At 57.1% G+C, this 22,913-nt stretch carries 22 protein-coding genes; 9 read left to right on the top strand and 13 right to left on the bottom strand.

What is annotated here, in order from left to right; all coding sequences use genetic code 11:
- Window positions 1–7 precede the first annotated feature (7 nt).
- The 6 genes from ABLQ08_RS04330 to ccoN form a co-directional block, all read right to left on the bottom strand.
- Complete coding sequence (locus ABLQ08_RS04330) at window positions 8–520, bottom strand: FixH family protein (RefSeq protein WP_352939889.1); 513 nt, start codon at window positions 518–520, stop codon at window positions 8–10.
- A gap of 10 nt (window positions 521–530) precedes the next feature.
- The gene (ccoG, locus tag ABLQ08_RS04335; protein WP_352939890.1) at window positions 531–1,994 is read right to left on the bottom strand and encodes a cytochrome c oxidase accessory protein CcoG; all 1,464 of its coding nucleotides are present in this window, start codon (window positions 1,992–1,994) and stop codon (window positions 531–533) included.
- A gap of 170 nt (window positions 1,995–2,164) precedes the next feature.
- On the bottom strand, window positions 2,165–3,043 hold the full coding sequence (ccoP, locus tag ABLQ08_RS04340) for a cytochrome-c oxidase, cbb3-type subunit III (protein ID WP_352939891.1): 879 nt from the start codon (window positions 3,041–3,043) through the stop codon (window positions 2,165–2,167).
- A 3-nt stretch (window positions 3,044–3,046) separates the two neighbouring features.
- Complete coding sequence (locus ABLQ08_RS04345) at window positions 3,047–3,202, bottom strand: cbb3-type cytochrome c oxidase subunit 3 (protein ID WP_352939892.1); 156 nt, start codon at window positions 3,200–3,202, stop codon at window positions 3,047–3,049.
- A gap of 5 nt (window positions 3,203–3,207) precedes the next feature.
- The gene (gene ccoO / locus ABLQ08_RS04350) at window positions 3,208–3,942 is read right to left on the bottom strand and encodes a cytochrome-c oxidase, cbb3-type subunit II (RefSeq protein ID WP_352939893.1); all 735 of its coding nucleotides are present in this window, start codon (window positions 3,940–3,942) and stop codon (window positions 3,208–3,210) included.
- 13 nt (window positions 3,943–3,955) lie between these two features.
- The gene (gene ccoN, locus ABLQ08_RS04355) at window positions 3,956–5,611 is read right to left on the bottom strand and encodes a cytochrome-c oxidase, cbb3-type subunit I (RefSeq protein WP_417714888.1); all 1,656 of its coding nucleotides are present in this window, start codon (window positions 5,609–5,611) and stop codon (window positions 3,956–3,958) included.
- A gap of 542 nt (window positions 5,612–6,153) precedes the next feature.
- Between ccoN and glyA the strand changes: the two genes are divergently transcribed.
- The 8 genes from glyA to ABLQ08_RS04395 all read left to right on the top strand — a co-directional run bounded on the left by glyA (window position 6,154) and on the right by ABLQ08_RS04395 (window position 14,403).
- Complete coding sequence (glyA, locus tag ABLQ08_RS04360) at window positions 6,154–7,476, top strand: serine hydroxymethyltransferase (protein ID WP_352939894.1); 1,323 nt, start codon at window positions 6,154–6,156, stop codon at window positions 7,474–7,476.
- 506 nt (window positions 7,477–7,982) lie between these two features.
- The gene (locus ABLQ08_RS04365; RefSeq protein WP_352939895.1) at window positions 7,983–8,699 is read left to right on the top strand and encodes a GntR family transcriptional regulator; all 717 of its coding nucleotides are present in this window, start codon (window positions 7,983–7,985) and stop codon (window positions 8,697–8,699) included.
- Window positions 8,700–8,719: 20 nt separating this feature from the next.
- Complete coding sequence (locus tag ABLQ08_RS04370; protein ID WP_352939896.1) at window positions 8,720–9,709, top strand: ADP-ribosylglycohydrolase family protein; 990 nt, start codon at window positions 8,720–8,722, stop codon at window positions 9,707–9,709.
- Window positions 9,706–10,623 (top strand): PfkB family carbohydrate kinase, encoded by a 918-nt coding sequence (locus ABLQ08_RS04375; RefSeq protein WP_352939897.1) that lies wholly within the window; start codon window positions 9,706–9,708, stop codon window positions 10,621–10,623. The genes ABLQ08_RS04370 and ABLQ08_RS04375 overlap by 4 nt, the downstream gene beginning before the upstream one ends.
- 47 nt (window positions 10,624–10,670) lie before the next feature.
- A complete protein-coding gene (locus tag ABLQ08_RS04380; RefSeq protein WP_352939898.1) occupies window positions 10,671–11,702 on the top strand; it encodes an ABC transporter substrate-binding protein in 1,032 nt (343 codons plus the stop codon).
- 39 nt (window positions 11,703–11,741) lie between these two features.
- Window positions 11,742–12,593, top strand: coding sequence for an ABC transporter permease (locus ABLQ08_RS04385; protein WP_352940513.1), 852 nt, complete (start codon window positions 11,742–11,744; stop codon window positions 12,591–12,593).
- Entirely contained in the window at window positions 12,590–13,375 is a 786-nt protein-coding gene (locus tag ABLQ08_RS04390) for an ABC transporter permease (protein ID WP_352939899.1), read from the top strand. The genes ABLQ08_RS04385 and ABLQ08_RS04390 overlap by 4 nt, the downstream gene beginning before the upstream one ends.
- Entirely contained in the window at window positions 13,375–14,403 is a 1,029-nt protein-coding gene (locus ABLQ08_RS04395; protein WP_352939900.1) for an ABC transporter ATP-binding protein, read from the top strand. The genes ABLQ08_RS04390 and ABLQ08_RS04395 overlap by 1 nt, the downstream gene beginning before the upstream one ends.
- A 22-nt stretch (window positions 14,404–14,425) precedes the next feature.
- On the opposite strand, the gene ABLQ08_RS04400 is transcribed toward ABLQ08_RS04395, so the two are convergent.
- Window positions 14,426–15,475 carry an AbrB family transcriptional regulator gene (locus ABLQ08_RS04400; protein ID WP_352939901.1) on the bottom strand — a complete coding sequence of 350 codons (1,050 nt, stop codon included), beginning with the start codon at window positions 15,473–15,475 and terminating at the stop codon, window positions 14,426–14,428.
- Between the two features lie 100 nt (window positions 15,476–15,575).
- Window positions 15,576–16,313 carry a glutathione S-transferase family protein gene (locus tag ABLQ08_RS04405; protein WP_352939902.1) on the bottom strand — a complete coding sequence of 246 codons (738 nt, stop codon included), beginning with the start codon at window positions 16,311–16,313 and terminating at the stop codon, window positions 15,576–15,578.
- A gap of 77 nt (window positions 16,314–16,390) precedes the next feature.
- Here ABLQ08_RS04405 and hemN point away from each other — a divergent pair, with 77 nt between their 5' ends.
- Window positions 16,391–17,767, top strand: coding sequence for an oxygen-independent coproporphyrinogen III oxidase (hemN, locus tag ABLQ08_RS04410; RefSeq protein WP_352939903.1), 1,377 nt, complete (start codon window positions 16,391–16,393; stop codon window positions 17,765–17,767).
- A gap of 332 nt (window positions 17,768–18,099) precedes the next feature.
- On the opposite strand, the gene ABLQ08_RS04415 is transcribed toward hemN, so the two are convergent.
- The 5 genes from ABLQ08_RS04415 to ABLQ08_RS04435 all read right to left on the bottom strand — a co-directional run bounded on the left by ABLQ08_RS04415 (window position 18,100) and on the right by ABLQ08_RS04435 (window position 22,670).
- A complete protein-coding gene (locus ABLQ08_RS04415; RefSeq protein WP_352939904.1) occupies window positions 18,100–18,813 on the bottom strand; it encodes a cyclic nucleotide-binding domain-containing protein in 714 nt (237 codons plus the stop codon).
- Window positions 18,814–19,099: 286 nt separating this feature from the next.
- The gene (locus ABLQ08_RS04420) at window positions 19,100–19,456 is read right to left on the bottom strand and encodes a response regulator (RefSeq protein WP_352939905.1); all 357 of its coding nucleotides are present in this window, start codon (window positions 19,454–19,456) and stop codon (window positions 19,100–19,102) included.
- A gap of 162 nt (window positions 19,457–19,618) precedes the next feature.
- Complete coding sequence (locus ABLQ08_RS04425; protein ID WP_352939906.1) at window positions 19,619–20,224, bottom strand: response regulator transcription factor; 606 nt, start codon at window positions 20,222–20,224, stop codon at window positions 19,619–19,621.
- A gap of 20 nt (window positions 20,225–20,244) precedes the next feature.
- The gene (locus ABLQ08_RS04430) at window positions 20,245–21,423 is read right to left on the bottom strand and encodes a two-component system sensor histidine kinase NtrB (protein WP_352939907.1); all 1,179 of its coding nucleotides are present in this window, start codon (window positions 21,421–21,423) and stop codon (window positions 20,245–20,247) included.
- Window positions 21,424–21,497: 74 nt separating this feature from the next.
- A complete protein-coding gene (locus tag ABLQ08_RS04435) occupies window positions 21,498–22,670 on the bottom strand; it encodes a pyridoxal phosphate-dependent aminotransferase (RefSeq protein WP_352939908.1) in 1,173 nt (390 codons plus the stop codon).
- Between the last annotated feature and the right edge of the window lie 243 nt (window positions 22,671–22,913).

Below are 22,913 nucleotides of genomic sequence, written 5' to 3' on the forward strand. Positions count from 1 at the left end.
CTCTGCCTCAGTCTTTCAGGAAAATCCGGTTCTCGGACTTGAACACCCTCTTGCCGTCCTGCTCAATTTCCAGAACAAGCGTCCAGTTGCCCGAGTGCGCCTTGTCGAGCGTCCCGACATAGCGTCCGCCGCCATCAGCGTTGAGGACAATCTCGACATCCGCGGTTTCCTGAGCCGGGTGTTGCATGATTGCCTGCACCTCGACGCCATAGAGCGGCGTTCCTTCGGCATCCGCTGCGGTGACCAGCAGCTGATGCCCGGTCTCCCCGACGGGAACGAACTGGCTGGAAACCTGCCAGTTGAGTTCTTCCTGGGCTTTTGCAGCTGCGATTTCGCTGTTGTAGTTCTGACCAGCCTCATATGAGCTTTCCACCACCACGCCCGGGAAGGACCCGAGCGCGAGATAGATGAAAATCGCATTGGCTATGAAAATCACGGCAAAGAAGCCGATCAGCCAGGCCAGAACCGTCTTGCCTGTAATGGGCTTGGGTTCTTTTGCGTTTGTCTGAACCATCGTCATCCTGAACTCCTCAAGGCTTGCCTGGGGCTTTGAAGGTGTCTTTGGTGGTGACCACCTCCCCCATCACACTTTCGGTAATGCGGAACGTCACCGGCGTCGAATGAGGCATTTCCACCCAAGGAGGAGACGTTACAAGAACACGCACTTCCCTGGTGGTATCCGGCCCGACTTCAATGATCGGCCGTCCGGCGAAAGTGGACTCCGCCCCAACGGCTTCAACCAGTGTGTTCGAGGGCATGCCTTCGACATGCAGCATGAAACTGCGGGCGTGACGGCGCTTGTTCGACAGGCGAACCGTATAGCCGTTGCGAACGGTACCGTCAGATTGCTCGACAAAAACCGGATTGCGGTCATGCAACACGCTGATGTCCGCAAAGTCCCGGTTCAGCAAAGTGAACAACATGATGGCACTGACAACCGCGATGATCGCGACGTAGATCACGGTCCGGACCCGAACGAACTCGTAAACAGGTTCCTTGCCTTCGAGGCGGCGCTCGATGTTTTCGTCGGTGTCGTAACCGATCAAGCCGGTCGGTTTACCGATCTTGGTCATGATGTTGTCGCACGCGTCGATGCAAAGACCGCACTGGATGCAATCCAGCTGCATTCCCTTGCGAATGTCGACACCGGTCGGACAGACCTGGAAACACTGGAAGCAGTCGATGCAGTCACCAGCCGGAAGGCCCTGCGCCGCTAGCTTCTTGTTCTGCTTGAGCGACCCACGAGGCTCACCCCGGTCCCAGCGATAGGTCACATTCAGAGCTTTTTCATCCGTAAGCGCTGCCTGAATGCGCGGCCAGGGGCACATGTAGATGCAGACCTGCTCGCGCATGAACCCGGCGAGGAGGTAAGTGGTCGATGTCAGGATCAGGATCCAGATATAGGCAATCATGGGGGCCTGAAACGTCAGCAATTGCCACACGAGGGTCGGTGCATCATTGAAGTAGAGCACCCAGGCTCCGCCCGTCCACCAGGCAATCATCAACCAAAAGAAATGCTTCGTGGCACGCTTGCGAACCTTTGTGAATGTCCAAGGGTCTTTGTCGAGCGCCATGCGTTCGCGCCTGTCACCCTCGACCTTTCGCTCGACCCAGAGAAACAAGTCGGTCCAAACCGTTTGCGGACACAGATATCCGCACCAGATCCGGCCCGCGACGGCATTCATCAGAAACAGCGCCACCGCGGCAATGATCAACAGGCCTGTGAGATAGTAGACTTCCTGCGGCCAGATTTCGATGAAGAAGAAATAGGCCCTCGCCTTTTCCATGTCGATCAGCACCGCCTGCCCGGGTGCGTCCGGTCCGCGGTCGTAGCGGATGAAAGGCAGGAAATAATAGATGCCAAGCGTTATGAAAAGTATCGTCCACTTGATCCTACGGAAAGTTCCGTGGGTCGCCATGGGATAGATCTTTTTGGCAGACTCGAACCAAGTATCCGGATTCCCGCCCTCATGCGTATCGGTGTCCGTAGACATACCGTCCGTCCTCTTTCACGCGATCCTGCCCCAATAGGATCCTGGATAACCAATTTGCCACAGCTCAATGAAAGCGTGGTCTTAAATTAATCCGGCGCAAAGCGTCACACTTTGCGCCGGATCAATAGCTTCAGGCTTTCCGGCGCATTTCCCGCACCTTCCCAGCCAATTTACTGACCACCGCCAAAGGAGTGGACATAGACCGTCAGCGACTTGATGGTTGCCGGATCGAGGCGCTCGTTCCAGGCGGGCATCACGCCGTTGCGCGCGTTGAACACCTGCTCCTTGATGTCCGCGAGCGTCTTGCCATAGAGATAGTTGGCCGACATCAGGCTCGGCGCGCCGACTTCCTGAATACCTTCCAGATTGTCGCCGTGACATGCCGCGCAGTTGTCCTCATAGAGAACCTGTCCGGCCGCCAGATCAACGCCTTCATCCGTTTCCAGGCCGGCGCGGGACGCGACGAAGTTGGAAACCTGATTGATCTCGTCGCGGCTCAGCAACTCGTCGCGGCCGAAGGCGGGCATGTCGCCGACACGGGTGTCGTCGTTGTCCGTCCGGATACCGTAGAGAAGCGTGGTGTGGATGTCGTCCAGTGTACCGCCCCAGATCCAGGTATCATCCTGGAGGTTGGGATAGCCTTCAGCACCGGTACCACCTGCGCCGTGACACGGCGCACAATTGTCGCCGAATGCTGCCCGGCCACTGGCCAGTGCAAACTGAAGCAGTTCCTGATCCGTGGAGATATCCTCCAAAGAAGCCGCCACGATCTTGTCGGCAAATTCGGATTGCTCTTCGATACCCTTTTCATAGGCGGCGACAGCTTCCTCACGCTGGTTCGAACCCAGCAGGCCGTGAGTGTATCCGTTGACAAGCGGCCATGCCGGGTAGAGCACCCAATAAATCACCGCCCAGACAATGGTGACGTAAAAGAGGTAGAGCCACCACCGCGGCAACGGGTTGTTCAATTCCTTCAGACCATCCCACTCGTGGCCGGTCGTCTCGACCCCGGAGATTTGGTCGATTTCCTTTTTATGTGAATCCGCCATGGATCAATCCTCCCGGAGCGGGATGTGGGCAGCATCGTCGAACTTTTTACGGTTCTTCGGCCACAATGCGTAGGCCAGGACGATGCCGAACAGGATCACGAAGTAGACTAGGCCCCAGGTCTGGGCGAAGCCCGCAAAAGCGTTATACGTTTCGTTCATCGCCCTTACCTCGAGTTTGCCTTGTCATCGTAGATGGAGAAGTCGACCATGGTGCCCAGCACCTGGAGATAGGCGACAAGGGCATCCATCTCGGTAACTTCCTTCGGGTTGCCGTCGAAGTCACGGACAGAGGCCGTCGGCCAGCGTTCCTCGAAGGCGTAGGCAGCGTCCGTATCGGGCATGGCCTGCCCGACAAGGTCAGACTTCGCATTTTCAATCTGCTCATCTGTGTAAGGCACGCCGACAACGGTGTTGACCTTCAGAGCCGCTTGCACATCCCGCGTATTCAGCCGGTTTTCCGCCAGGAACGGATAACCGGGCATGATGGATGCAGGAACCAGCGAGCGCGGATTGACGAGGTGCTCAACGTGCCAATCGTCAGAGTACTTGCCGCCCACTCGCGCAAGATCCGGACCGGTACGCTTGGACCCCCACTGGAACGGATGGTCATACATGCTCTCCGCTGCCAACGAATAGTTGCCGTATCGAGCGAGCTCGTCACGCATCGGGCGGATCATCTGCGAGTGGCAAAGGTAGCAACCTTCACGGATGTAGATGTCGCGACCGGCAAGTTCGAGAGGCGTATATGGTCTCATGCCCTCCGTCTTCTCGATCGTGCTCTTCAGATAGAAGAGCGGAGCGATTTCGACCAGGCCGCCGATGGCAACCACGATCAGAATACCGACCAGAAGGACGAAGGAGTTCTTTTCGAAGACTTCGTGTTTTTTCCAAAGTGACATTGTTGTCCCTCCCTTATTCGGCCGGAGCCAGGGAGCCAGCCGGCGCGGCATCGGCTTCTTCAGCCTCGCCATGACGGACGGTCATCCAGAGATTGTAGGCCATGATCAACGCGCCGAGCACGAACAGTGCGCCACCCAAGGCACGGATGATGTAGAAGGGATGCATCGCTTCCACGGTTTCGACGAAGGAATACTCCAGGAAACCGAGGCTGTCGTAAGCACGCCACATCAGCCCCTGCATGATACCGGAGACCCACATCGCCGTGATGTAGAGCACGATTCCGATCGTCGACAGCCAGAAGTGCCAATCAACCAGACGCAGGGAGTAAAGCCGCTTCTTGTTGTACAGCCACGGGATCAGGCAGTAGAGCGCACCGAACGAAATGTAGCCAACCCAACCAAGCGCACCGGAATGCACGTGACCTATGGTCCAGTCCGTGTAGTGCGACAGGGAGTTGACGGAGCGCAAGCTCATCAGAGGGCCTTCGAAAGTCGACATGCCGTAGAAGGCAACCGACACAACCATCATACGCAGAACCGGATCGGTTCTCAGCTTGTCCCATGCTCCGGAGAGCGTCATCAGGCCGTTGATCATACCGCCCCAGGACGGCATCCACAGGATGATGGAGAAGGTCGCGCCAAGCGTCGAAGCCCATTGCGGCAACGCCGTGTAGTGCAGATGGTGAGGACCTGCCCAGATGTAGAGGAAGATCAGTGCCCAGAAGTGAATGATGGACAGTCGGTAGGAATAGACCGGCCGCTCAGCACGCTTGGGAATGAAGTAGTACATGATGGCCAGGAAGCCGGCGGTCAGGAAGAAGCCCACCGCATTGTGGCCGTACCACCACTGAACCATCGCATCCTGAACGCCTGACCAGACGATGTAGGACTTGGTCGAATAAATCGAAACCGGGATCGTCAGGTTGTTGATGATGTGCAGCATGGCGATCGTGACGATGAACGCCAGATAGAACCAGTTTGCTACATAAATATGCGGTTCCTTACGTTTCCACAGCGTGCCGAGGAACAGCAGCAAATAGAAGACCCAAACGATGGTCAGCCACAGATCGGCATACCATTCCGGTTCCGCGTATTCCTTACTCTGCGTGACGCCGAGCAAATAGCCGGTTCCAGCGATAACGATGAAAGCGTTATAGCCAAGGATCACGAACCAGGGCAGGATCTTGCCTGGCATGCGAACACGGCAGGTCCGCTGAACGACGTACATGGACGTTGCCAGCAGCACGTTACCACCAAACGCAAAAATCACCGCGGAGGTGTGCAGCGGACGCAAACGGCCGAAGTTGGTCCAGGGAAGATCAAAGTTCAATGCTGGCCAGGCCAGTTGAAGTGCGATGATCAACCCAACGGTGAAACCTGCGATACCCCAGAACATCGCCGCGATTGCGCCAAACTTCACAGGGCCCAGGTTGTAGTTGGGTTTTCCGTCGATTTCGGCTGGGATCGGTTCGCCGCCATCGTCGAAATAGTTCTTGAAAATCAGAAACACACTGACCGCGGCAAACAATGCCCCGATACCAGCGTGAAATGCCATGACCTGATCAAAGGTCTTGCCTGCCACGATCAGGCAGACAAATGCGAGCAGCACAAGGAAGATGGCGAAACCACCCTCCTCGAGCGAGACCATATTGGTCTTTTTATGTGCCATTTTAGCGCCCCAGTCCTTAGAATCCATACAAGGTGCCAACGATGGCACGACCATGCGCACGACTCCTTTTGAGCCGCGTTGATTCATATCAAGAGGGGTCTTACTGCATTCAAAGATGTGAAAGTTGCATGCAGAATGTCGCATGCCCCGGGCAGAGTGTCGCAATAGTAGTTTTGCGTACTCCGCCAGGCACCCGAAATTGAGCCAAAAATTCCCCTCCGGGCAAAACCTTAGCACGCAAAATTGCGAAAATCCCGGACCAGATTTCCACGGATTTTCAACGGTGCCAATTTCACGCGCGCCGCCCTCCCTCGCTCGCAGGTGCGCTTGAAGGAAATCCGTCAGCAGCTTGAACGCTCACCCATTTCGGCAGTTCATTTTCCTGTCGTCAGCCAATTGAAAGTCGGGAAATCTTGCGGCCACAAACCAGACCAGTCTTGTCTCGATCCGATCATTTGCCCCAAACCGATCTTGCGAAAACGGATTTGCAGATTCGCTGGCAAAAGATCACTGTTGCTTCAACACGCATCGGAGAACCATAAATGCCTGCACATGAACTCCGCCCCTGGCTGCCGGACGCCGTGGCGAGCCGTATCGACGGCATCATCGACACCACCCGGACAATGACGTCGGCACAGATAAGCGACCGGATAGACGCCCTGGTGGAGGAGAACCGCGCGATCCACGAAAGGGATTGCTTCAACCTCAACCCGGCGACCAACGTCATGAACCCGAAGGCCGAGGCGCTACTGTCCAGCGGTCTCGGCTCGCGGCCATCGCTCGGCTATCCGGGCGACAAGTACGAGATGGGGCTGGAAGCCATCGAGGAGATCGAGGTCATCGCGGCCGACCTTGCCTGTGAGGTCTTCAATTCAACATATGCGGAAATTCGGGTCGGCTCGGGAGCGCTCGCCAATCTCTATTCGTTCATCGCGACCTGCGATCCCGGCGACACCATCATCGCGCCCCCGGCTTCCGTCGGCGGACACGTCACCCATCACGCTCCGGGTTGCGCCGGACTTTATGGCCTGAATATTCACGAAGCACCGATCGACAGCGACGGTTATACGATCGATCTGGAAGGGCTCCGCAAACAAGCTCAGGAACTTCGACCAAAGCTCATCACCATCGGCATGAGCCTTAACCTCTTCCCTCATCCGGTTTCCGAAATCCGGGCCATCGCTGATGAAGCCGGAGCCTGCGTCCTGTTCGATGCGGCCCATCAATGCGGGATGATTGCAGGCGGCGTCTTTGCGGACCCGCTTGCTGAAGGCGCTCACCTGATGACGATGAGTACCTACAAGAGCCTCGGAGGACCGGCTGGAGGCCTAATCGTTACCAACGATCAAGCCCTTTCGGAAAAACTCGATGCGATTGCCTTTCCCGGCCTGACTGCCAATTTCGATGTTGCGAAATCCGCCGCTCTCGCGGTCTCCCTTCTGGACTGGCGCGATTTCGGCACACCTTATGCTCAAAAGATGGTCGCGACGGCAAATGCGCTCGCCGAGGCCCTGTCGGCCGAAGGCCTGCCGGTTTATTCAACCAGGAACGGATATACGGCTTCCCATCAGTTTGCGCTGGAGGCCGCCGCATTCGGAGGCGGTCAGGCGGCTTCGAAAAAACTGCGCAAGGCTGGCTTTCTGGCCTGCGGCATCGGCCTCCCCATCCCACCGGTTGACGGTGACATGAACGGCTTGCGGTTCGGAACGCCGGAACTCGTGCGCTGGGGCATGGAGGAAAACGACATGGCGCAACTCGCCCGCATGATTGCAGAAGCCTTGCGATCAAACGATCCGGAATTGATGGCTGAGCGTGTCGGCGAATGGCGCCGAAGTTTCGATACCCTGCACTTCATTCGGGCCTGATTCATGGAAGAGCGGAACAGCGTTGGGTTCCATCGCTGTTCCAAAATCAATCAAAAGCGAGGCAGCTGGGTCGAACTCAAAAAGCCTGCCGCAGCTACAGCGTGAATGCTGCCCGCTGATGACGCAGCGCCCCTTTACCATTGCCATCATTCCGTGATCACCAAGTGAGGGTTCGTAAGGCAACCTGTACCTTACCTGTCCCTATTCAGTTTCATTTTTTGCTTCGCACCTGTCCCATCCTTTTCACTGGTGGGCTTAAAAATCTGCATCTTCATTCGAATGCACCCTCAGCTGAACAAGAAAACGTCGCCTTACAGTTCAGCAATAGACAAGCCTCTAATTTCTAAAGAAATTCCGCTGTAAACCAACCGTCATTCAAGCCATAATCTCGCATCGGTTTTCACGCAGAAATCTTCACACGAGGTCTCTGCAGTGCGGCATCAGAGGAAATTTTCTTGACAAACTTGCACATCACAAAGAAGGTACAGGTAGGAACAGGTACTAAAATGAAAGCAGCAAAGAACATAGGCCTCCCCAAAGCGGAGCAACTGGCGCAGACAATCGAGCGGGAGATCCGTGAAGGCCGGTTCGGTCATGGCGATCAGCTCGAGAGCGAAGGCGCTCTCATGCGCCGGTTCTCCGTCAGCCGCAACACCGTTCGGCGCGGCCTGGAGAAACTTTCCCGGCAGGGACTTATCACGACGCGCACCGGCATCGGCTCGTTTGTCACCTACGACGGAACGACGATCGACAGCAATCTTGGCTGGACCATAGCCCTTTCTGAAGGTGAAGGCGCAATCGAGACCCGGCTTTTGTCGCTTGAACGCGCGCCCAGCTCCGAGGCGAATGCTGCACTGAATGTCGAAACAGATTACCTCTGCCTGGATCGGCTCCGCTTCTGCCAGAAGGCAAATTGCGGAATTTCACTGGAACGGAGCCGCCTTCCCTGGCGACCGGAATTCGAGACCGTCCTGCTCGAGGGATTGCACGGCGATTCTCTCAGTGAAACGCTCAGCGAATTCGGGCTTGTCGCGGCCAGCGGTGAAGAGATGGCGGGTGTCGTTCCGGCCCTGTCGGGAGCAGACGCTGCCATCATGAAACGTCCGGTCGGCGATCCCATGCTTCGCCTTCAACGCATAACACGTTGCGCGGACGGCTCGGCGCTCGAATATGTCGAGAGCCTTCTGGACCCGGCACGCTTTGGCTTGAGGATATCGTTTTGACCTCTCGGATGGACAGAGCCATGGGTGCACTTGCCGGTGTTGCTCTGGGGGATGCGCTGGGAATGCCGGCACAGACGCTCTCCAGACCGGACATAGCGTCCGCCTATGGCCGCATCTCTGACTTTGTCGCCCCATTCTCCGGACACCCTGTGTCTCACGGCCTTGCCGCCGCCCAGGTGACAGACGACACCGAACAGACTTTGCTTCTGGCTGAATTGCTGATCTCCAACCCGGACGGTTTTGACGATCATCTCTGGGCGCAAACCTTGCTCCAGTGGGAAGCCGATGTTCGTGCTCGTGGACTTCTGGACCTGCTCGGCCCTTCTTCCAAGGCCGCTCTGGAGGCACTGTCCACCGGTGTGTCCGTGAAAGAGACCGGCAAAAACGGCACCACGAACGGGGCAGCCATGCGCATAGCACCGGTCGGCATCATGATGCCTGCAGGCGACAGTGCCCAACTTGTCTCAAAGGTAGTGGAAGCCTGCCAGGTCACCCACTCTTCGCGCGAAGCCATAGCTGCGGCTTCGGCCGTTGCCATGACGATTAGCCAGGGGCTCGATGGCTGGGGCCTGGAAGCCGCACTGCCAAAGGCGCTGGAAGCCTGCAAACTTGGCGGCAACAAAGGGCATCCTGTTGGCGAAGCCCATATGGATACTCGGATCACCGACGCCGTAGAGGCTGCGGCAACCGGAGGAGAAGAGGCGCTGCTGAAAACTGCCGGCAACTCCGTTGCCAGCCGGGAATCCGTCGCAGCTGCATTCGGCATCGCCTGGCTCGCAAAAGACGATCCGTGGCAAGCGGCCCTGCTGGCGGCGAATTTCGGTGATGACACCGACACGATCGGCGCAATTGCTTGTTCCGTGGTTGGCGCTTGCTCAGGATTGGCTGCCTTTCCGACTGACAAGATCAACCGGGTTCTGGAGGTCAACAACCTCGACCTGGAACCGGTCGCTGAATCGTTGCTGCGAATTCGCGATGAAATGACCGGTAGCCGGAGGACCGCACCATGACCGCTCGCATGGTCCAGCTGTCCGGCGTGATCGTCGATCTGATCTACACCGTCGAGCAAGTGCCCTTGCCCGGCACCGAGGCCATTGTTCATGACAGCACCCTGACTGCCGGCGGTGGAATAAATGCAATGATTGCCGCCCGCCGTACCGGCGTTGCGGTGGACTATGCCGGGACGCTCGGTACGGGTCCGCTATCGGACATCGTGGAAAAGGCACTCAGGGCGGAAGAGATCGGAATATTGCGCCCGCGTCTCAAGGACATGGACCAGGGCTGCTGTACCGTCCTTGTCGACCGGGATGGAGAGCGCAGCTTTGTCGCCGCACCGGGCGCAGATGGCGTTGTACGCACTGAAGATCTGGCCGGGATCCAGGTGAGAGCCGACGACTGGTTTCTCATTTCCGGTTATGCGCTCGGCTACGCGGGAAGCCATGCGGCACTTAGCCAATGGCTGGCAAACCCGCCCGAGGGTCTTCGGCTTGTCTTCGACCCCTGCCCGCTCGTGGCCCAGATCAAGCCAGCCGCGCGGGAGGCAGCGATGCATGCTGCAACGTGGATCACAGCCAATATGAGCGAAGCGGAGTTTCTGACGGGGTTTGCCGATCCGGCCAAGGCTGCTTCGGCCCTGGCGAAAGGGCGCGCGGGAGGCGCGCTGGTTCGCATGGGCGCTGATGGCTGTCACTTTGCGGCGGCCGATGGCGAGAGCATTCACCTGCCGGGTTACCGGGTTGACGCAATTGATACCAACGGCGCCGGAGACGCGCACACGGGCGCCTTCATCGCCTTGCTGTCCCGAGGTGAGACCCCGCTGGAGGCAGCAAAAATCGCCAATGTTTGTGCCGCTTTTTCGACCACAAGGGAAGGCCCTGCGACAGCACCGTTTCTGAGCACGGCACTGGAGGCAATGGGCCGGTAAATCGCGCACGCAACGGCCCGAAAATCATTCTGATACAGGAGGAGAGAATGAAAAGACTGCTATTGACCACGGCATTGGCGCTTGTCGCCCAAAGCGCGTTTGCCGATGAAATCCGAGTTCTGAACTGGCAGGGTTACGGCACCGATCTCGACTGGTCGCTTGAAGCCTTTAGCGAGGCGACCGGGCACACTGTGGTTCATGAATACTTCACCTCCGAACAGGAGATGCTGACCAAGCTGCGCACCAACCCCGGCGCCTATGATGTGGTCCTGATCAACGCAGCCTACACGGCGCGGGCAAAGGACGAAGGTTTGATTGCACCGATCGACAGTTCGAAAATCCCGAACTTTGTGGATCTCGATCCCAATCTGGCAGAAAACGAGGACCTCAATCCCGGTGGCGAACTTTACGGTGTTCCCTGGACTTGGGGTCTGACGTCGCTTGCAGTCAATGCCAGCGAATTTCCTGATGCTCCAACTTCACTTTCGGTCCTTTGGGATCCTGCGCTGAAAGGCCGGGTCTCCATTCGGGATGATGGTCTGGAAGCGGTTCAGTTCGCCGCGATGGCAACCGGCCAGAACATCAACGACATTCAGGATATGGACGCGGTCAAGGAGAAGCTGACCGAGCTGTTGCCGCAGATCAATACGTTCTGGGGGTCTGAAAACGACTGGAACCAGTATATGGCTTCGGGTGAATTTGCCGTTGCAACCTATTGGTCCGGCTCGGCGTCACGCTCTATTGCCAAGGGTTTGCCGATCACGTTCGTGGTGGCTGAAGAGGGCGCCATCGGCTGGCTGGACGGCCTGTCTGTTCCCTCGACATCGGAACACAAGGACGCTGCCTACGCCTTCATCAACTGGATGATCGATCCGGAGTTCTATGTGAAGTGGGACGCTGAAGGAGCCCCGGCAACGTCAAATGCCAAGGCTGCCGCCAACCTTCCCGAAACCAGTTTCAACCGCAAGGTTCTGGGTGATCCAGCAACCGTTGCCAAGGTCCAGTTCATGCGACCGGTCTCCGATGAGGACCGCGAGACCTACCTGAAGCTCTGGCAAGGTCTGAAAGCCAACCAGTAACGGCTGATCAAGGGGAGACGGGAAGTCGTGAGCACAACGATGGCGCGTGAAGACCGGACACGAGCGCTTATGCTTCTCTCTCCGGCTTACATCTGGCTGACAGTCGCGGTTTTTCTGCCGCTTTCGGCCATGGCCTATTTCAGCTTTCTATCAGACGTGCCGTTCGGCGAACGCGAATGGCACGTCACGCTGGACAACTATCGGGAATTTTTTGAAACGGGCACCTATGCGACCCTGCTTTGGAAGTCCCTGAAGCTGGGACTGACGGTAACGGCCTTTTCGGTCGTCATCGGTTTCCCTTGCGCCTTCGTTTTGGCCAAAGTGATCCGCGGGCGATCGCGGGAAGCACTTTTTCTGCTCGTCATCCTGCCATTCTGGTCCAACTCGCTTGTGCGCATCTTCTCCTGGGCCATCGTCTTACGTGGCAACGGCGTCCTGAACACCGCTGTCAATGCAATCCTGCCCTGGGATGTACATGTCAATCTGATGTTCAGTCCGACAGCCATCGTGATCGGGCTGGTCCATTCCTACCTGCCTTACGTCATCCTGACTTCATATCTCGCGCTTCAGGCGATTGACGATACGCTCATCGAGGCGGCTCGCTCGATGGGAGCGCCACGCAGAACAATCCTGGCCCGCCTGATCCTGCCCCTGGCAGCCCCCGGCATTATTGCGGGAGCGGTCCTGATCTTTGTACCTGTGGTCGGCTCGTTCATGGAACCACGCCTTCTGGGCGGCCGTTTCGGCACCTATTACGGCACGGTGATCGAGGATCAGTTCGTGGCCGTCTTCAACTGGCCGCTCGGAGCTGCGCTTTCCTTCATTCTTCTGGCCGTGGTGCTGGCCATCCTGGCTGCCTTCAGCCCGATCCTCAGGAGGGCCCAGACATGAACAACCGTTTTCTTGCCGGTCTTGGCCGCGTCTATGTGGCTCTGATCCTGGTGTTCCTGTATGCGCCGATCCTGGTGATGGCGGCCATGTCCTTCAACGCCTCGGAATTCTACCAACTGCCCTTCAGCTTCTCGACCGAGTGGTACGAGAGACTTTGGCGAAACAGCGAAATCCTCGCTGCCGCGTGGCGATCGGTCTGGATTGCGGTCATCGTGACCATTGTTGCGACGAGCCTGGGTACAGCCGCTTCGGTCGCGCTTTTCCGGTACGAGTTCCGCGGCAAGAAGGTCCTGCAGGTGCTGCTGTTCCCACCCATTGCCATTCCGTGGCTGATTACCGGAACGGCCATGCTGGTATTCTTCTTCGGCATCGGCCTTGGCCGAGGCACTCCGGCAGTCATTATCGGGCACGTGGCCCTGGCATTGCCCTATGTCATCGTCGTCGTTACAGCCAGGCTCACCACCTTCGATCGCACACTTGAAGAAGCAGCACGTTCACTTGGGGCTTCGCCGTGGAAAGTGACCCGCTCCGTGACCATTCCCTGGATCCTGCCCGGGATCATTGCCGGAGGACTGTTCGCCTTTGCCGTCAGCTTCGATCAGTTCGTTGTCTCCTATTTCCTTTCGGAGCCGGGCGACAGCACGCTCCCGGTGTTGATCTACACCTCGATCCGCAAAGGCTTCACGCCTGAGATCAACGCAATTTCAACGATAATCATAGCGGCCTCCATGAGCATCATGCTTCTCGCCGCACGCTACTCGAACTTTGGAGGGGAACGCTGATGGCTGAAGTCAGGGTTGAAAGACTGATCAAGTCCTATGGTGTGTTGAAAGCACTTAACGACGTGTCGTTGACCTTCCCCGATGGTGGGTTCTTCGGCCTTCTGGGCCCTTCCGGCAGCGGCAAGACCACGTTGCTGCGCGCCATTGCAGGTTTCGTCATACCGGACAGCGGCCGCGTGATCATCGGTGAACAGCCGGTCGAAAACGTACCTGTTGAGCATCGTGAAATCGGTATGGTTTTTCAGAACTATGCGCTCTTTCCAAACATGAGCGTTGCGGACAATGTCGCCTTCGGCCTTGAGGTACGTAAGGTGCCGTCCGCGGATCGCAAGAAGCGGGTGGCCGAAGCCCTTGAGCTTGTACAGCTCGGACATCTCGGTGACCGGAAACCTCACCAGCTATCCGGCGGGCAAAGACAACGCGTCGCCATGGCCCGCGCCATCGTCACCCAACCGCGCGTTCTGTTGCTCGATGAACCACTTTCTGCGCTCGACAAGGCCTTGAGGGTTGACATGCAGATCGAACTCAAGCGCATCCAGCGCGAGATCGGGATCACGACAATCTTCGTCACGCATGACCAGGAAGAGGCGCTGACGCTGTCGGACCAGATCGGCATTCTGAAGGATGGCTGCGTCATAAGGCACGGCCCGCCACGCACCGTTTATGACGATCCCAGGGACGAATTCACTGCACGCTTTCTGGGCGAAGCCAATCTCTTTACCGGAACACCGGAAGACGGTGGTCTCAGGTTGCGGGACGGCAGCCTGATTGCGGGAACCAAAGCGGAGAAGATCGCCGTCAGGCCCGAGAACCTGGAAATTTCAGAGACCGAGCCAAACACGCCGAACCGTTTGAAGGCCCAACTGGTTCAACGGGTATTCGGAGGTGCGATGGGAACCTGCATCATCAATTGGCAGGGCGAAACCATCAAGGTCATCGGCCGGGATCAGGACCTGCAGGGCCTTTCAGACACCGGCCCCGTTTGGATTTCGTGGGCTGCCGAAAGGACAGTCGAGCTGGAAGCCTGACATTGTCTTGAACCGTTGCTGACTAGCGCTCTCGCCGGCCAAGTACGAGGCCGGTTACCAGGGGCAGAAGCAACACCATTCCGGTAAACCTTGCGATCTGGTGAGCCGCGACGAAGGCCGGGTCCAGGTCAAGCATGAAGGCCAGCAGCGTCATGACTTCCAGTCCGCCCGGTGCATAGGCAAGCAGCGCCTGGCCGAAAGGAATATCCACCAGCGCGGACACAAGCATAGCCCCCACGACAGAGGTCAGGAAGGCCGCGCTGAAGGCTGCCAGAGAAGCGCCGAGTACGCTGACGAACTGGCGAAGCGTCATGTTGCCGAACCGGCAACCAATCATTGCTCCCATCATCACGAAGCAAGGTATGACGACAAGGTTCGGAAGAGCCAGCGTCAGAATACCCGACGCATTCAGCCCCGCGCTCATGAAGAATGCACCGGTCATCCATCCCCCCGGCACCTTGAGTTTTACCGCTGCGAAACTGGCGGCAAGGCACACGGGCAATCCCAACAGAATTTCTCGAAGGCTCGAAGACACCACAATCCCCCCTTCCCCCTCGACCACGCCGTTTGAAGACACAACAGCAAAAGGAAGCAGTGCAACGAGCACAAAGAGGCGCACAGACTGGCTGGAGGCGATGCGGGGCAGATCGGCTCCCCGGTCGGAGGCCAACGCAATCACATAGGACAACGCACCCGGAATTGCGCCGAAGTACGCGGTTTCCTTCGACCATTTCGCGCCGAAATGCAGCACAACGTAACCTGCAAGCGTGACGCAGACGACCACGACAAGCAAAAGCGCCATTGAAACCGGCCACTCACCAATGCGCTCAACAACATCCGGACGGACGCCGGCTCCCATCGAAACGCCAATCAACACGAACAAAGCATCGCGTAACCGGTTCGGAATGATCGTGGGAACTCCACCGAGCGTTGCTACCGCGACAAAGACCATTGCACCCGAAAGCCAGGCCGCAGGCAGATCGAGAACGTAGAACACAACGCCTCCAAGCGCTGCAATCAGCAGCGTGGTGGGCAGGCGAAGGATGGTTGTATCTGGCTTGGCGAGGGTCATAAGAAGCCGTCAGGTTTTCAATGTCTTCAGGCGCTATAAATATGTTGATCAGCTTATGCATCATTGATTGGCTCAATCAACATGAACAAGTTACGATCAGCTACGCCGTTATTCCCGGCAAGGTCACCGGAGAAGGTGAAACGAAAGGAGAGCCTTCGATCATCTCCAATCGGCAAGCTTGCCTGACCGCAGGTCTCTTTTCCAGCTCCACCAGCAATTGTTTTATGCGAGGCGACGTGTCGATCGGCCAACTGCCGAACCGACCATAAAGTTGCGCCCAGCGCGCGCATGCGGCCAGATAGTGATCCAGGCCGGTCACTTTTCTCCCCAGAAGATAGGGACCACCGGTTGCTGCAATTTCCTGTTCCAGTTGCTGAAAACCGGAGGCGATGCGACCCGTCAGAGCGTCGGCCAGCAAGTTGATGCTGGACCTGTCTGCGACGTACCTGTGCGGTTTGAAGGATATGCGCAAATCTGCATGCAATGTGTTGGAAATGAAAAACAGCCATTTGAGAAACCGGCCACGTTCGGGCGATGCGGGCTCCGGAGCGAATGCGCCATGCCTATCCGCAAGATACTGAATGATCGCACCGGTTTCGAATAGCGGAGCATCCTGCCCCTGGACCTCAAGTACCGGAATCAGTCCCTGCGGATTGAGTTTGCGGTAGGTCTCTGACTTCTGTTCCGAAATCAGCCGGTCAACCGGCACGTATTCGTAGGCTTCCCCGAGCTCTTCCAGAACCATTCGCACAACTAGGTTGGCGCTGTCCGGAGAACCATGGAGCCTGTAATGCACGCTGACTTCATCTTTGACCGGCGCTTCGTCGATATCTTTCACGGTCGCTCTCCATTTTCGTTGCTGCGGACTTGAGCAATATCAAGGCTTCTTCCGGCAAAAGCGGAAAATATGCGCCTATGACAAAAGATCCGCTTTCCTACGCCCTGCGCAACGTACCGCGCTACACAAGTTATCCGACTGCGCCGCATTTCCACTCCGGTGTGACGGCCGAGACCTATGCGGACTGGCTGAGCACTATCACGCCGGATGATACGCTGTCGCTTTACTTGCATGTGCCTTATTGCCGTGAGCTTTGTCACTATTGCGGCTGCCACACAAAGGCAACGCGTCAGGAAGCTCCCCTGAAGACCTACGCGGTAGCGCTCGGACAGGAAATCAGCCTGGTTGGCAAGCACCTGAAGAATGCCGGGCCCGTCCGGCACATTCACTGGGGTGGCGGCACACCGAGCATGCTTCCCAGGCAGAGCTTTGTCGATCTTTCGGAACTGTTGCAGACGCATTTCGATCTGGCACCGGATCTCGAACATGCTATTGAACTGGACCCACGCCTCGTTTCTGCCGAACTGGCCGAAACGCTTGCAGCCATCGGCGTCAACCGGGCGAGCCTGGGCGTGCAGGACTTCGACCTGAATGTTCAAAAGGCGATTGGCCGGGTGCAACCTTATGACGTGGTTGCGCGGGCGACGGATTATTTGCGCTCCGCAAACCTCACGGCGCTCAATTTCGACCTGATGTACGGTCTTCCGCTGCAAACGCCGGAAACCATTTTGGACACGGTTGATAAAACGCTTTCGCTGGCCCCGGGACGGATCGCACTGTTCGGTTACGCGCACATGCCCTGGATGCGCAAGCACCAGCGCCTGATCGACGAGGCCACCCTTCCCTCCGCGGCAGAGCGCCTGCAACTGGCCGACCTTGCCCGCAACGCGCTTCTCGAAGCAGGCTACGTCGCGATCGGTCTGGACCATTTCGCACGGCCCGACGACAGCATGGCGATTGCGCTCAACGACGGTTCGCTGAAGCGCAACTTCCAGGGATACACAACAGACCAGGGCGAACAACTGGTCGGCCTCGGTGTTTCGTCCATCGGCAAGTTGTCGAAAGGGTTCATCCAGAACATGCCGGATGTCGGCAACTGGCGGCGGAGCATCCTGGCAGGAGAGCTGCCGGTTTGCAAAGGATTGGCGCTTTCCGTCGACGACCGCCTGCGGGGACGGATCATCGAAGAATTGATGACCAATTACTCCTGCGACCTTGCTCCGGTCTGCGAGGCTTATGGGATGTCCGTGGAAGACGTTTCCGATGCCTTTGCCGCATTGGATGGCCTCGCGGAAGATGGATTGGTTCAAATGGAATGCAGCGCCGGTGATCAGGTCAAGGTCCAGGTTACCGAAGCCGGACGTCCGTACGTTCGGCTCGTCGCGGCCGCCTTCGACGCCTATCTGGTGGAAAGCCAGGCGACCGGCAAGGCAAGGCATTCGACTGCGGTCTGACCCAAATAGAGCTCGAAGGCGGGCTGGTATCTCTTTCCAGCCTTCTTGTCCGTCGGGATCGCGTAATCAGCTTCAAGACCCAAGCCATGAAGGTCTGCGCGCAAGTGACAACCGAAGAGTGTGTACCCCTGCGACATTCTCGATTTTGCAAATAGTCTCGCCTGAATGCGATGCTCGGCATTCGAGCGCCGGCAAAAAAGACTGTCAACGATCCCTAGCGCTGCCCAGCAAGAACGTAATCCGGCTCTCCGAACCTCAGGCTATCCGGTCCAGCACAAACAAAAAGGCTGCGGAAATCCGCAGCCAACTTTTCATTTCCGTTTTGGACGGGATCAGTGCATGCCGGTCATCTGGCAGAGGGAGCAGACCCGGTTCAAGTGGATCTTGTCCGCCTTGTCGACCCGGATCACGCCACGCCGCTTCAGGTCCGACACAACCCTGCTGACGGTTTCGATCGTCAGACCCAGATAGTCTGCGATTTCCTGACGGGTCATATGAAGTTTCAGATCACAGACATCGTTTTCTTCATCGCTGGGGCCAACGCATCCAAGCCCACCCCGGTTCGGAACAAGATGCATAAGGAAGCTGGCGACGCGCTCGACTGCCGACTTGCGGCCAAGCAGAACCGCATGTTCGTGAAGGGTTTGCATCTGATTGGTGAGGCACCGGGTCAAGGTACGCTGCAGATCGACGGAGCGCTCAACCTGTCGCAGGTCGATTTCGTGCACTTCGGTTTCCGTCAACGTCTCTGCAGTGCAGTCATGTTCGTCGCTACCGGCAAGACCGAAAATGTCACCGGGACGCAGAACTTCAACAACCTGGCGGCGGCCATCCGGGAGAAGCTTGTAGAGCATCACGGAACCGCTTACCAACTCATAAAGTCGCTTGGTGGGATCGCCCTCGTAATAGATCACAGCATGGGTCTCATACTGAGCGGCCTTCGCACCGAACTCGGAAAATGAAGATTTTCCGGTCACACAGATTGGCGCTCGATTATGTCCTGCGCCCATACCGTGTGTCGGGGTGCCTGCTTCGAGATATGCCATACGTCCCTCCTTCGTGCAGATTTGCACGGCCTGTAACCGCAAACGCAGCGCCTGTTGTTCAGTGGACCCGAGCTTTACGCTGCCCTGTAAAACCTGACCGACACACGCTGTTGCCAAGCGCCCCGTCCGACGCTCTGCAAGTTGCGGGGTGCAATCTAACCAACGGAATGCACTGAAGGAATTCGGTCGACTGCGTAAGAGGAACTACATATGAGATGAAAGGACGCACGACTTTGGTAGCATACGGAAGCAGGGCACTGGCCCTTCAAATGGCACCGGTTGCGTTTCAGATGGGGCGAGCCTGCTCGATTGCAGCGGTGAGCATGTCGATGGAAAGCGGTTTCCTGAGAACGGTGAGACCAGGAACAGCTTGCATATGCCGCAGGAGTTTCACTCGTGGCTTTCCGGAAATTGCGATTATCTTGGGTGGATTCGCTTGTTCACCGAGCATATTGACCAATTCGGAACCGCTCATTCCGGGCAAACCGAGGTCAACAATCACGCAGTGGCAAGCCGAAAGGCTCGCTTGTGCGAGAAAGGTTTCCCCATCCGGATATACTCTTGGACGATGATTCAGGTCAGACAGTGCAACGCATAGTGCGTCTGCAACCGCTGCATCATCTTCCACAATATGAACATCCACGTGACTTCGTCCTCAGCTGCAGGCGATGTTGCAGCACCTGGGTACATACATACGTCACATTCCGGCTGACGCATGTACGCAGAAATACGAGGTCTTGAGATTATTGGCTCCTGCCGCGGATGAGCAGCGGCAGGATTATCATGAAAATCCGGGCTGTTTTCCCTATTGCGGGTGCCCTAATACAATCCGCACCAGGTCCGCTGCATTACGCGCACCGAGCTTTTCCATGATTCTCGCCCGGTGAACTTCAACTGTCCTGGGGCTAATCCCCAGTGTGCGGCCAGCTTCCTTGTTGGAAGCGCCATCGGTGATTTCCTTCAGAACTTCGAGCTCGCGGCGGGTAAGCGCATCCGCTCCCTGGAATGACGGAGTGGCTTGTTCTTCCTCACGCTTTTTCATGGCGTTGATACCGTCCTGAACACGTTCCAGCACGGTTTCGGCAGAGAAAGGTTTTTCGATGAAATCAAACGCGCCGTTTCGGATGGCCTCTACGGCCATCGGAATATCTCCCTGACCGGAGATGATAAAGATCGGAGCCGGATAGTTTTCCGCATTCAGCGCCTTCAGGATTTCAATCCCGGAACGACCCGGCATGTGCACGTCCAGCATGACACAGGCCGGCACGGCCTTCTCTGCAAACTGGATAAAGGTATCGCCGTCAGAAAAGGTCTCGACCACGTATCCTTCCATGTTAAACAACACGGACAACGCGTCGCGCACCGCAGGGTCATCATCAACGATGTAAATGGCCTCCGCGTCAGATTTCATCTCTATCTTTTCCTTACTTCTTATTCAGCGACAGGCTCTTTCGGCCTCACAGTGATATCTTCTGCCGGGTTGACAGGTAGCGTCAGCAAAAACGAAGCGCCGCCGCCATCCGGCGCTGATTCCAGTCTTAAATCACCACCGTGGTTTTGTGCAATCGATCGTGAAATCGCCAGCCCCAAACCCACACCCTTGTGTTTGGCACCGGTAAAGGCGCGGAAGAGACCTTCCACGAGTTCCTTTGGTACGCCCGGGCCATTGTCGCGGACCCTGAACTCCAGTCCGTCTTCGCCATGGAGAACCGACAGCGTGACGGTCCCTCCGGTCTGATCTGCGACGGCTTCTCGCGCATTGCGCAGAAGATTGATCAGGATTTGCCGGATCTGCACAGGATCCGCAAACAGAGGCGGAAGTTCTTCGGCGACCTCTGCCTTGAAGCAGGACTTCGCATCACCGTTTCCAAGCTCCGCCATCTCCAGACAGGTCCTGACCAATTCCGGAACATCAATCTTCTGGCGTTCCGGTGCTTTCTTCTCAACCAGTTGCCGCATGCGCTGGATGATTTCGCCAGCCCGTTCCGCTTCACGCACCGCCTTGTCGATCACATCGAGAATCATGGGATCCAGCGAGCTTTCAGCCTTGGCCTTGCGGGAAACGGTCTGCAGGTAAAGCAGCGTTGCGGTCAATGGCTGGTTGAGTTCGTGGGCAATCGCGGCCCCCATCTCATCCAGCGCACTGATACGCGTCATATGGAGAAGCTGCGCCTGTGTCTTTGCCAGCCTATCCTCGATTTGCTTGCGGGAACGCAGATCCCTCAGAATACCGATGAACTGGCGCCCGTAAGGCGTTGCTGCTTCACCGATTGAAAGTTCGATCGGGAAAACCGTGCCATCCTTGTGGCGCGCCTGTACCTCGCGGCCAATTCCGATGATTTTCCTCTCACCGGTTTCAAGGTAGTTGCGGACATAGCGATCATGCTGCCGGGCATGGCTGTCCGGCATGATCCAGCTGACATTCTGGCCTAGCAGGTCAGAGGCCTCAAATCCAAACAGATGTTCGCAAGCCTTGTTGAAGGCCAGGATCTGCCCACGATCATTGGTGACAATAATGCCGTCGGCCGCGGTGTCGAAAACGCTCGCAAGGCGGGCTTCCGATACTGCTGCAGTCTCCTCATCGTGGTCTAGAACGCTGTCTCGCGTCATCCCTGTACCCATATGGAAATCACGTCCATTTATGGTTTAGGGGTTTTCCCGTAGGCCAGCAACCCGTCAAACGGCTAAATCGCTGGAAGCCAAGCGCTAATTCGCCGCACTGCTTCTTCCAGGTGATCCTGGCGTCGGGCATAGCAAAGCCGCAGGTAGTTTTCACCGCCCATACCAAAGGCAGTCCCCGGCGCCAGACCGACCCCGGTCTGGCGCACCAGATCAAGAGCGAACTGACGCGTGTCGGTTACGCCATCTATCGAAAAGAACAGGTAAAATGCCCCTTCAGGAGGCAGAACCCTGACGCGATCAATGTCCTGAAATCCCTTGAGAAGGCAGTCCCGCCCCGCACGCGCACGGGCAACTTGCGCCTCCAGAAACTCCCGCCCTTGCCGCAACGCTGCAACCGCTCCCCATTGAGAGAACGACGGAACGCCGGAAGTGGAATACTGGATAAGGTTCTCGAAAACCTGTCCAAGAACAGGAGGAGCCGAGATCCAGCCGATTCGCCAGCCTGTCATCGCCCAGTTCTTGGACATGGAATTCACGAAGATGATCTGATCGTGTTCCTCCGCAATGTCATAGAAAGACGGTGCGCGGCTTCCCTCTCCGTAATAGAACAGCGCATAGATTTCGTCGGCAATGATCCAGAGCTTGTGTCTCCGGGCAAGATTCAGAACTTCCTTCAGGAGATCCAGATTCGCAACCCAGCCGGTCGGGTTGCAAGGGGAATTCAGAAAAATGGCCGTTGTGTCGGGCGTGATGGTAGCTTCGATATCATCCAGATGCAGCTGCCAACCATTATCTTCCTCTCTCATGGCCACCGGAACAGCTCGTGCACCATGGACCTCAACCGCCGCGGTGATATTCGGCCAGGCCGGTGAAGGTACGATGACCTCCTTGCCGGCGCCGGCGACAGCCTGGACCGCAAGCTGGATCGACTGCATACCTGAGCCGGTGACGTAGAACCGCTCCGGCGAAAAATCCTTTCCGTAGAGGTCCTTGTGATAATCGGCCAATGCTTCGCGCAATTGCGGGATGCCGCGCTGATAGGTGTAGAAGGTTTCGCCCCTATCCAGTGATTGCTTCGCCGACCGGCAGATGAATTCAGGTGTCGGGAGATCCCCTTCCCCGGCCCAGAGCGGAATCAGGTCATCGCGCCCCCAACCGGCGTTGAACACTTCGACGATCCCGCTTTCCGGAGCATTTCGTCCTTCCGGACTCAAACGGTCGATCAAGCTTGTCACTAGGCCTATCCCCCAATCATTGTTTGCGGCACCTTACTTGGTTTGTATCCCAATGTTTTATGAAAGGATGTGAAGGTAACTTCACGATCTGTGATCAATGGCAATCAATTGCCTAAAACACAGAAATCCGCTCTCATGTGCCTTGTTCGCAAGACGAATAGACAGCAAGACTGAGCTGTGATCGGATTTGGGAAAGCAGCGCAAGGGGTTCTGTCTGGACCCTCGAGCAAGATCTGCAGGACG

Origin of the sequence: Roseibium sp. SCP14 (assembly GCF_040329475.1) — a bacterium.
In the GTDB taxonomy this organism is placed as follows: domain Bacteria; phylum Pseudomonadota; class Alphaproteobacteria; order Rhizobiales; family Stappiaceae; genus Roseibium.

What these genes read in the sequence shown, in the direction of transcription:
- ABLQ08_RS04330 (WP_352939889.1), bottom strand. Translation starts at nt 520, where the DNA reads ATGACGATGGTTCAGACAAACGCAAAAGAACCCAAGCCCATTACAGGC.
- ccoG (WP_352939890.1), bottom strand. Translation starts at nt 1,994, where the DNA reads ATGTCTACGGACACCGATACGCATGAGGGCGGGAATCCGGATACTTGG.
- ccoP (WP_352939891.1), bottom strand. Translation starts at nt 3,043, where the DNA reads ATGGCGGATTCACATAAAAAGGAAATCGACCAAATCTCCGGGGTCGAG.
- ABLQ08_RS04345 (WP_352939892.1), bottom strand. Translation starts at nt 3,202, where the DNA reads ATGAACGAAACGTATAACGCTTTTGCGGGCTTCGCCCAGACCTGGGGC.
- ccoO (WP_352939893.1), bottom strand. Translation starts at nt 3,942, where the DNA reads ATGTCACTTTGGAAAAAACACGAAGTCTTCGAAAAGAACTCCTTCGTC.
- ccoN (WP_417714888.1), bottom strand. Translation starts at nt 5,611, where the DNA reads ATGGCACATAAAAAGACCAATATGGTCTCGCTCGAGGAGGGTGGTTTC.
- glyA (WP_352939894.1), top strand. Translation starts at nt 6,154, where the DNA reads ATGCCTGCACATGAACTCCGCCCCTGGCTGCCGGACGCCGTGGCGAGC.
- ABLQ08_RS04365 (WP_352939895.1), top strand. Translation starts at nt 7,983, where the DNA reads ATGAAAGCAGCAAAGAACATAGGCCTCCCCAAAGCGGAGCAACTGGCG.
- ABLQ08_RS04370 (WP_352939896.1), top strand. Translation starts at nt 8,720, where the DNA reads ATGGGTGCACTTGCCGGTGTTGCTCTGGGGGATGCGCTGGGAATGCCG.
- ABLQ08_RS04375 (WP_352939897.1), top strand. Translation starts at nt 9,706, where the DNA reads ATGACCGCTCGCATGGTCCAGCTGTCCGGCGTGATCGTCGATCTGATC.
- ABLQ08_RS04380 (WP_352939898.1), top strand. Translation starts at nt 10,671, where the DNA reads ATGAAAAGACTGCTATTGACCACGGCATTGGCGCTTGTCGCCCAAAGC.
- ABLQ08_RS04385 (WP_352940513.1), top strand. Translation starts at nt 11,742, where the DNA reads ATGGCGCGTGAAGACCGGACACGAGCGCTTATGCTTCTCTCTCCGGCT.
- ABLQ08_RS04390 (WP_352939899.1), top strand. Translation starts at nt 12,590, where the DNA reads ATGAACAACCGTTTTCTTGCCGGTCTTGGCCGCGTCTATGTGGCTCTG.
- ABLQ08_RS04395 (WP_352939900.1), top strand. Translation starts at nt 13,375, where the DNA reads ATGGCTGAAGTCAGGGTTGAAAGACTGATCAAGTCCTATGGTGTGTTG.
- ABLQ08_RS04400 (WP_352939901.1), bottom strand. Translation starts at nt 15,475, where the DNA reads ATGACCCTCGCCAAGCCAGATACAACCATCCTTCGCCTGCCCACCACG.
- hemN (WP_352939903.1), top strand. Translation starts at nt 16,391, where the DNA reads ATGACAAAAGATCCGCTTTCCTACGCCCTGCGCAACGTACCGCGCTAC.
- ABLQ08_RS04415 (WP_352939904.1), bottom strand. Translation starts at nt 18,813, where the DNA reads ATGGCATATCTCGAAGCAGGCACCCCGACACACGGTATGGGCGCAGGA.
- ABLQ08_RS04425 (WP_352939906.1), bottom strand. Translation starts at nt 20,224, where the DNA reads ATGAAATCTGACGCGGAGGCCATTTACATCGTTGATGATGACCCTGCG.
- ABLQ08_RS04430 (WP_352939907.1), bottom strand. Translation starts at nt 21,423, where the DNA reads ATGACGCGAGACAGCGTTCTAGACCACGATGAGGAGACTGCAGCAGTA.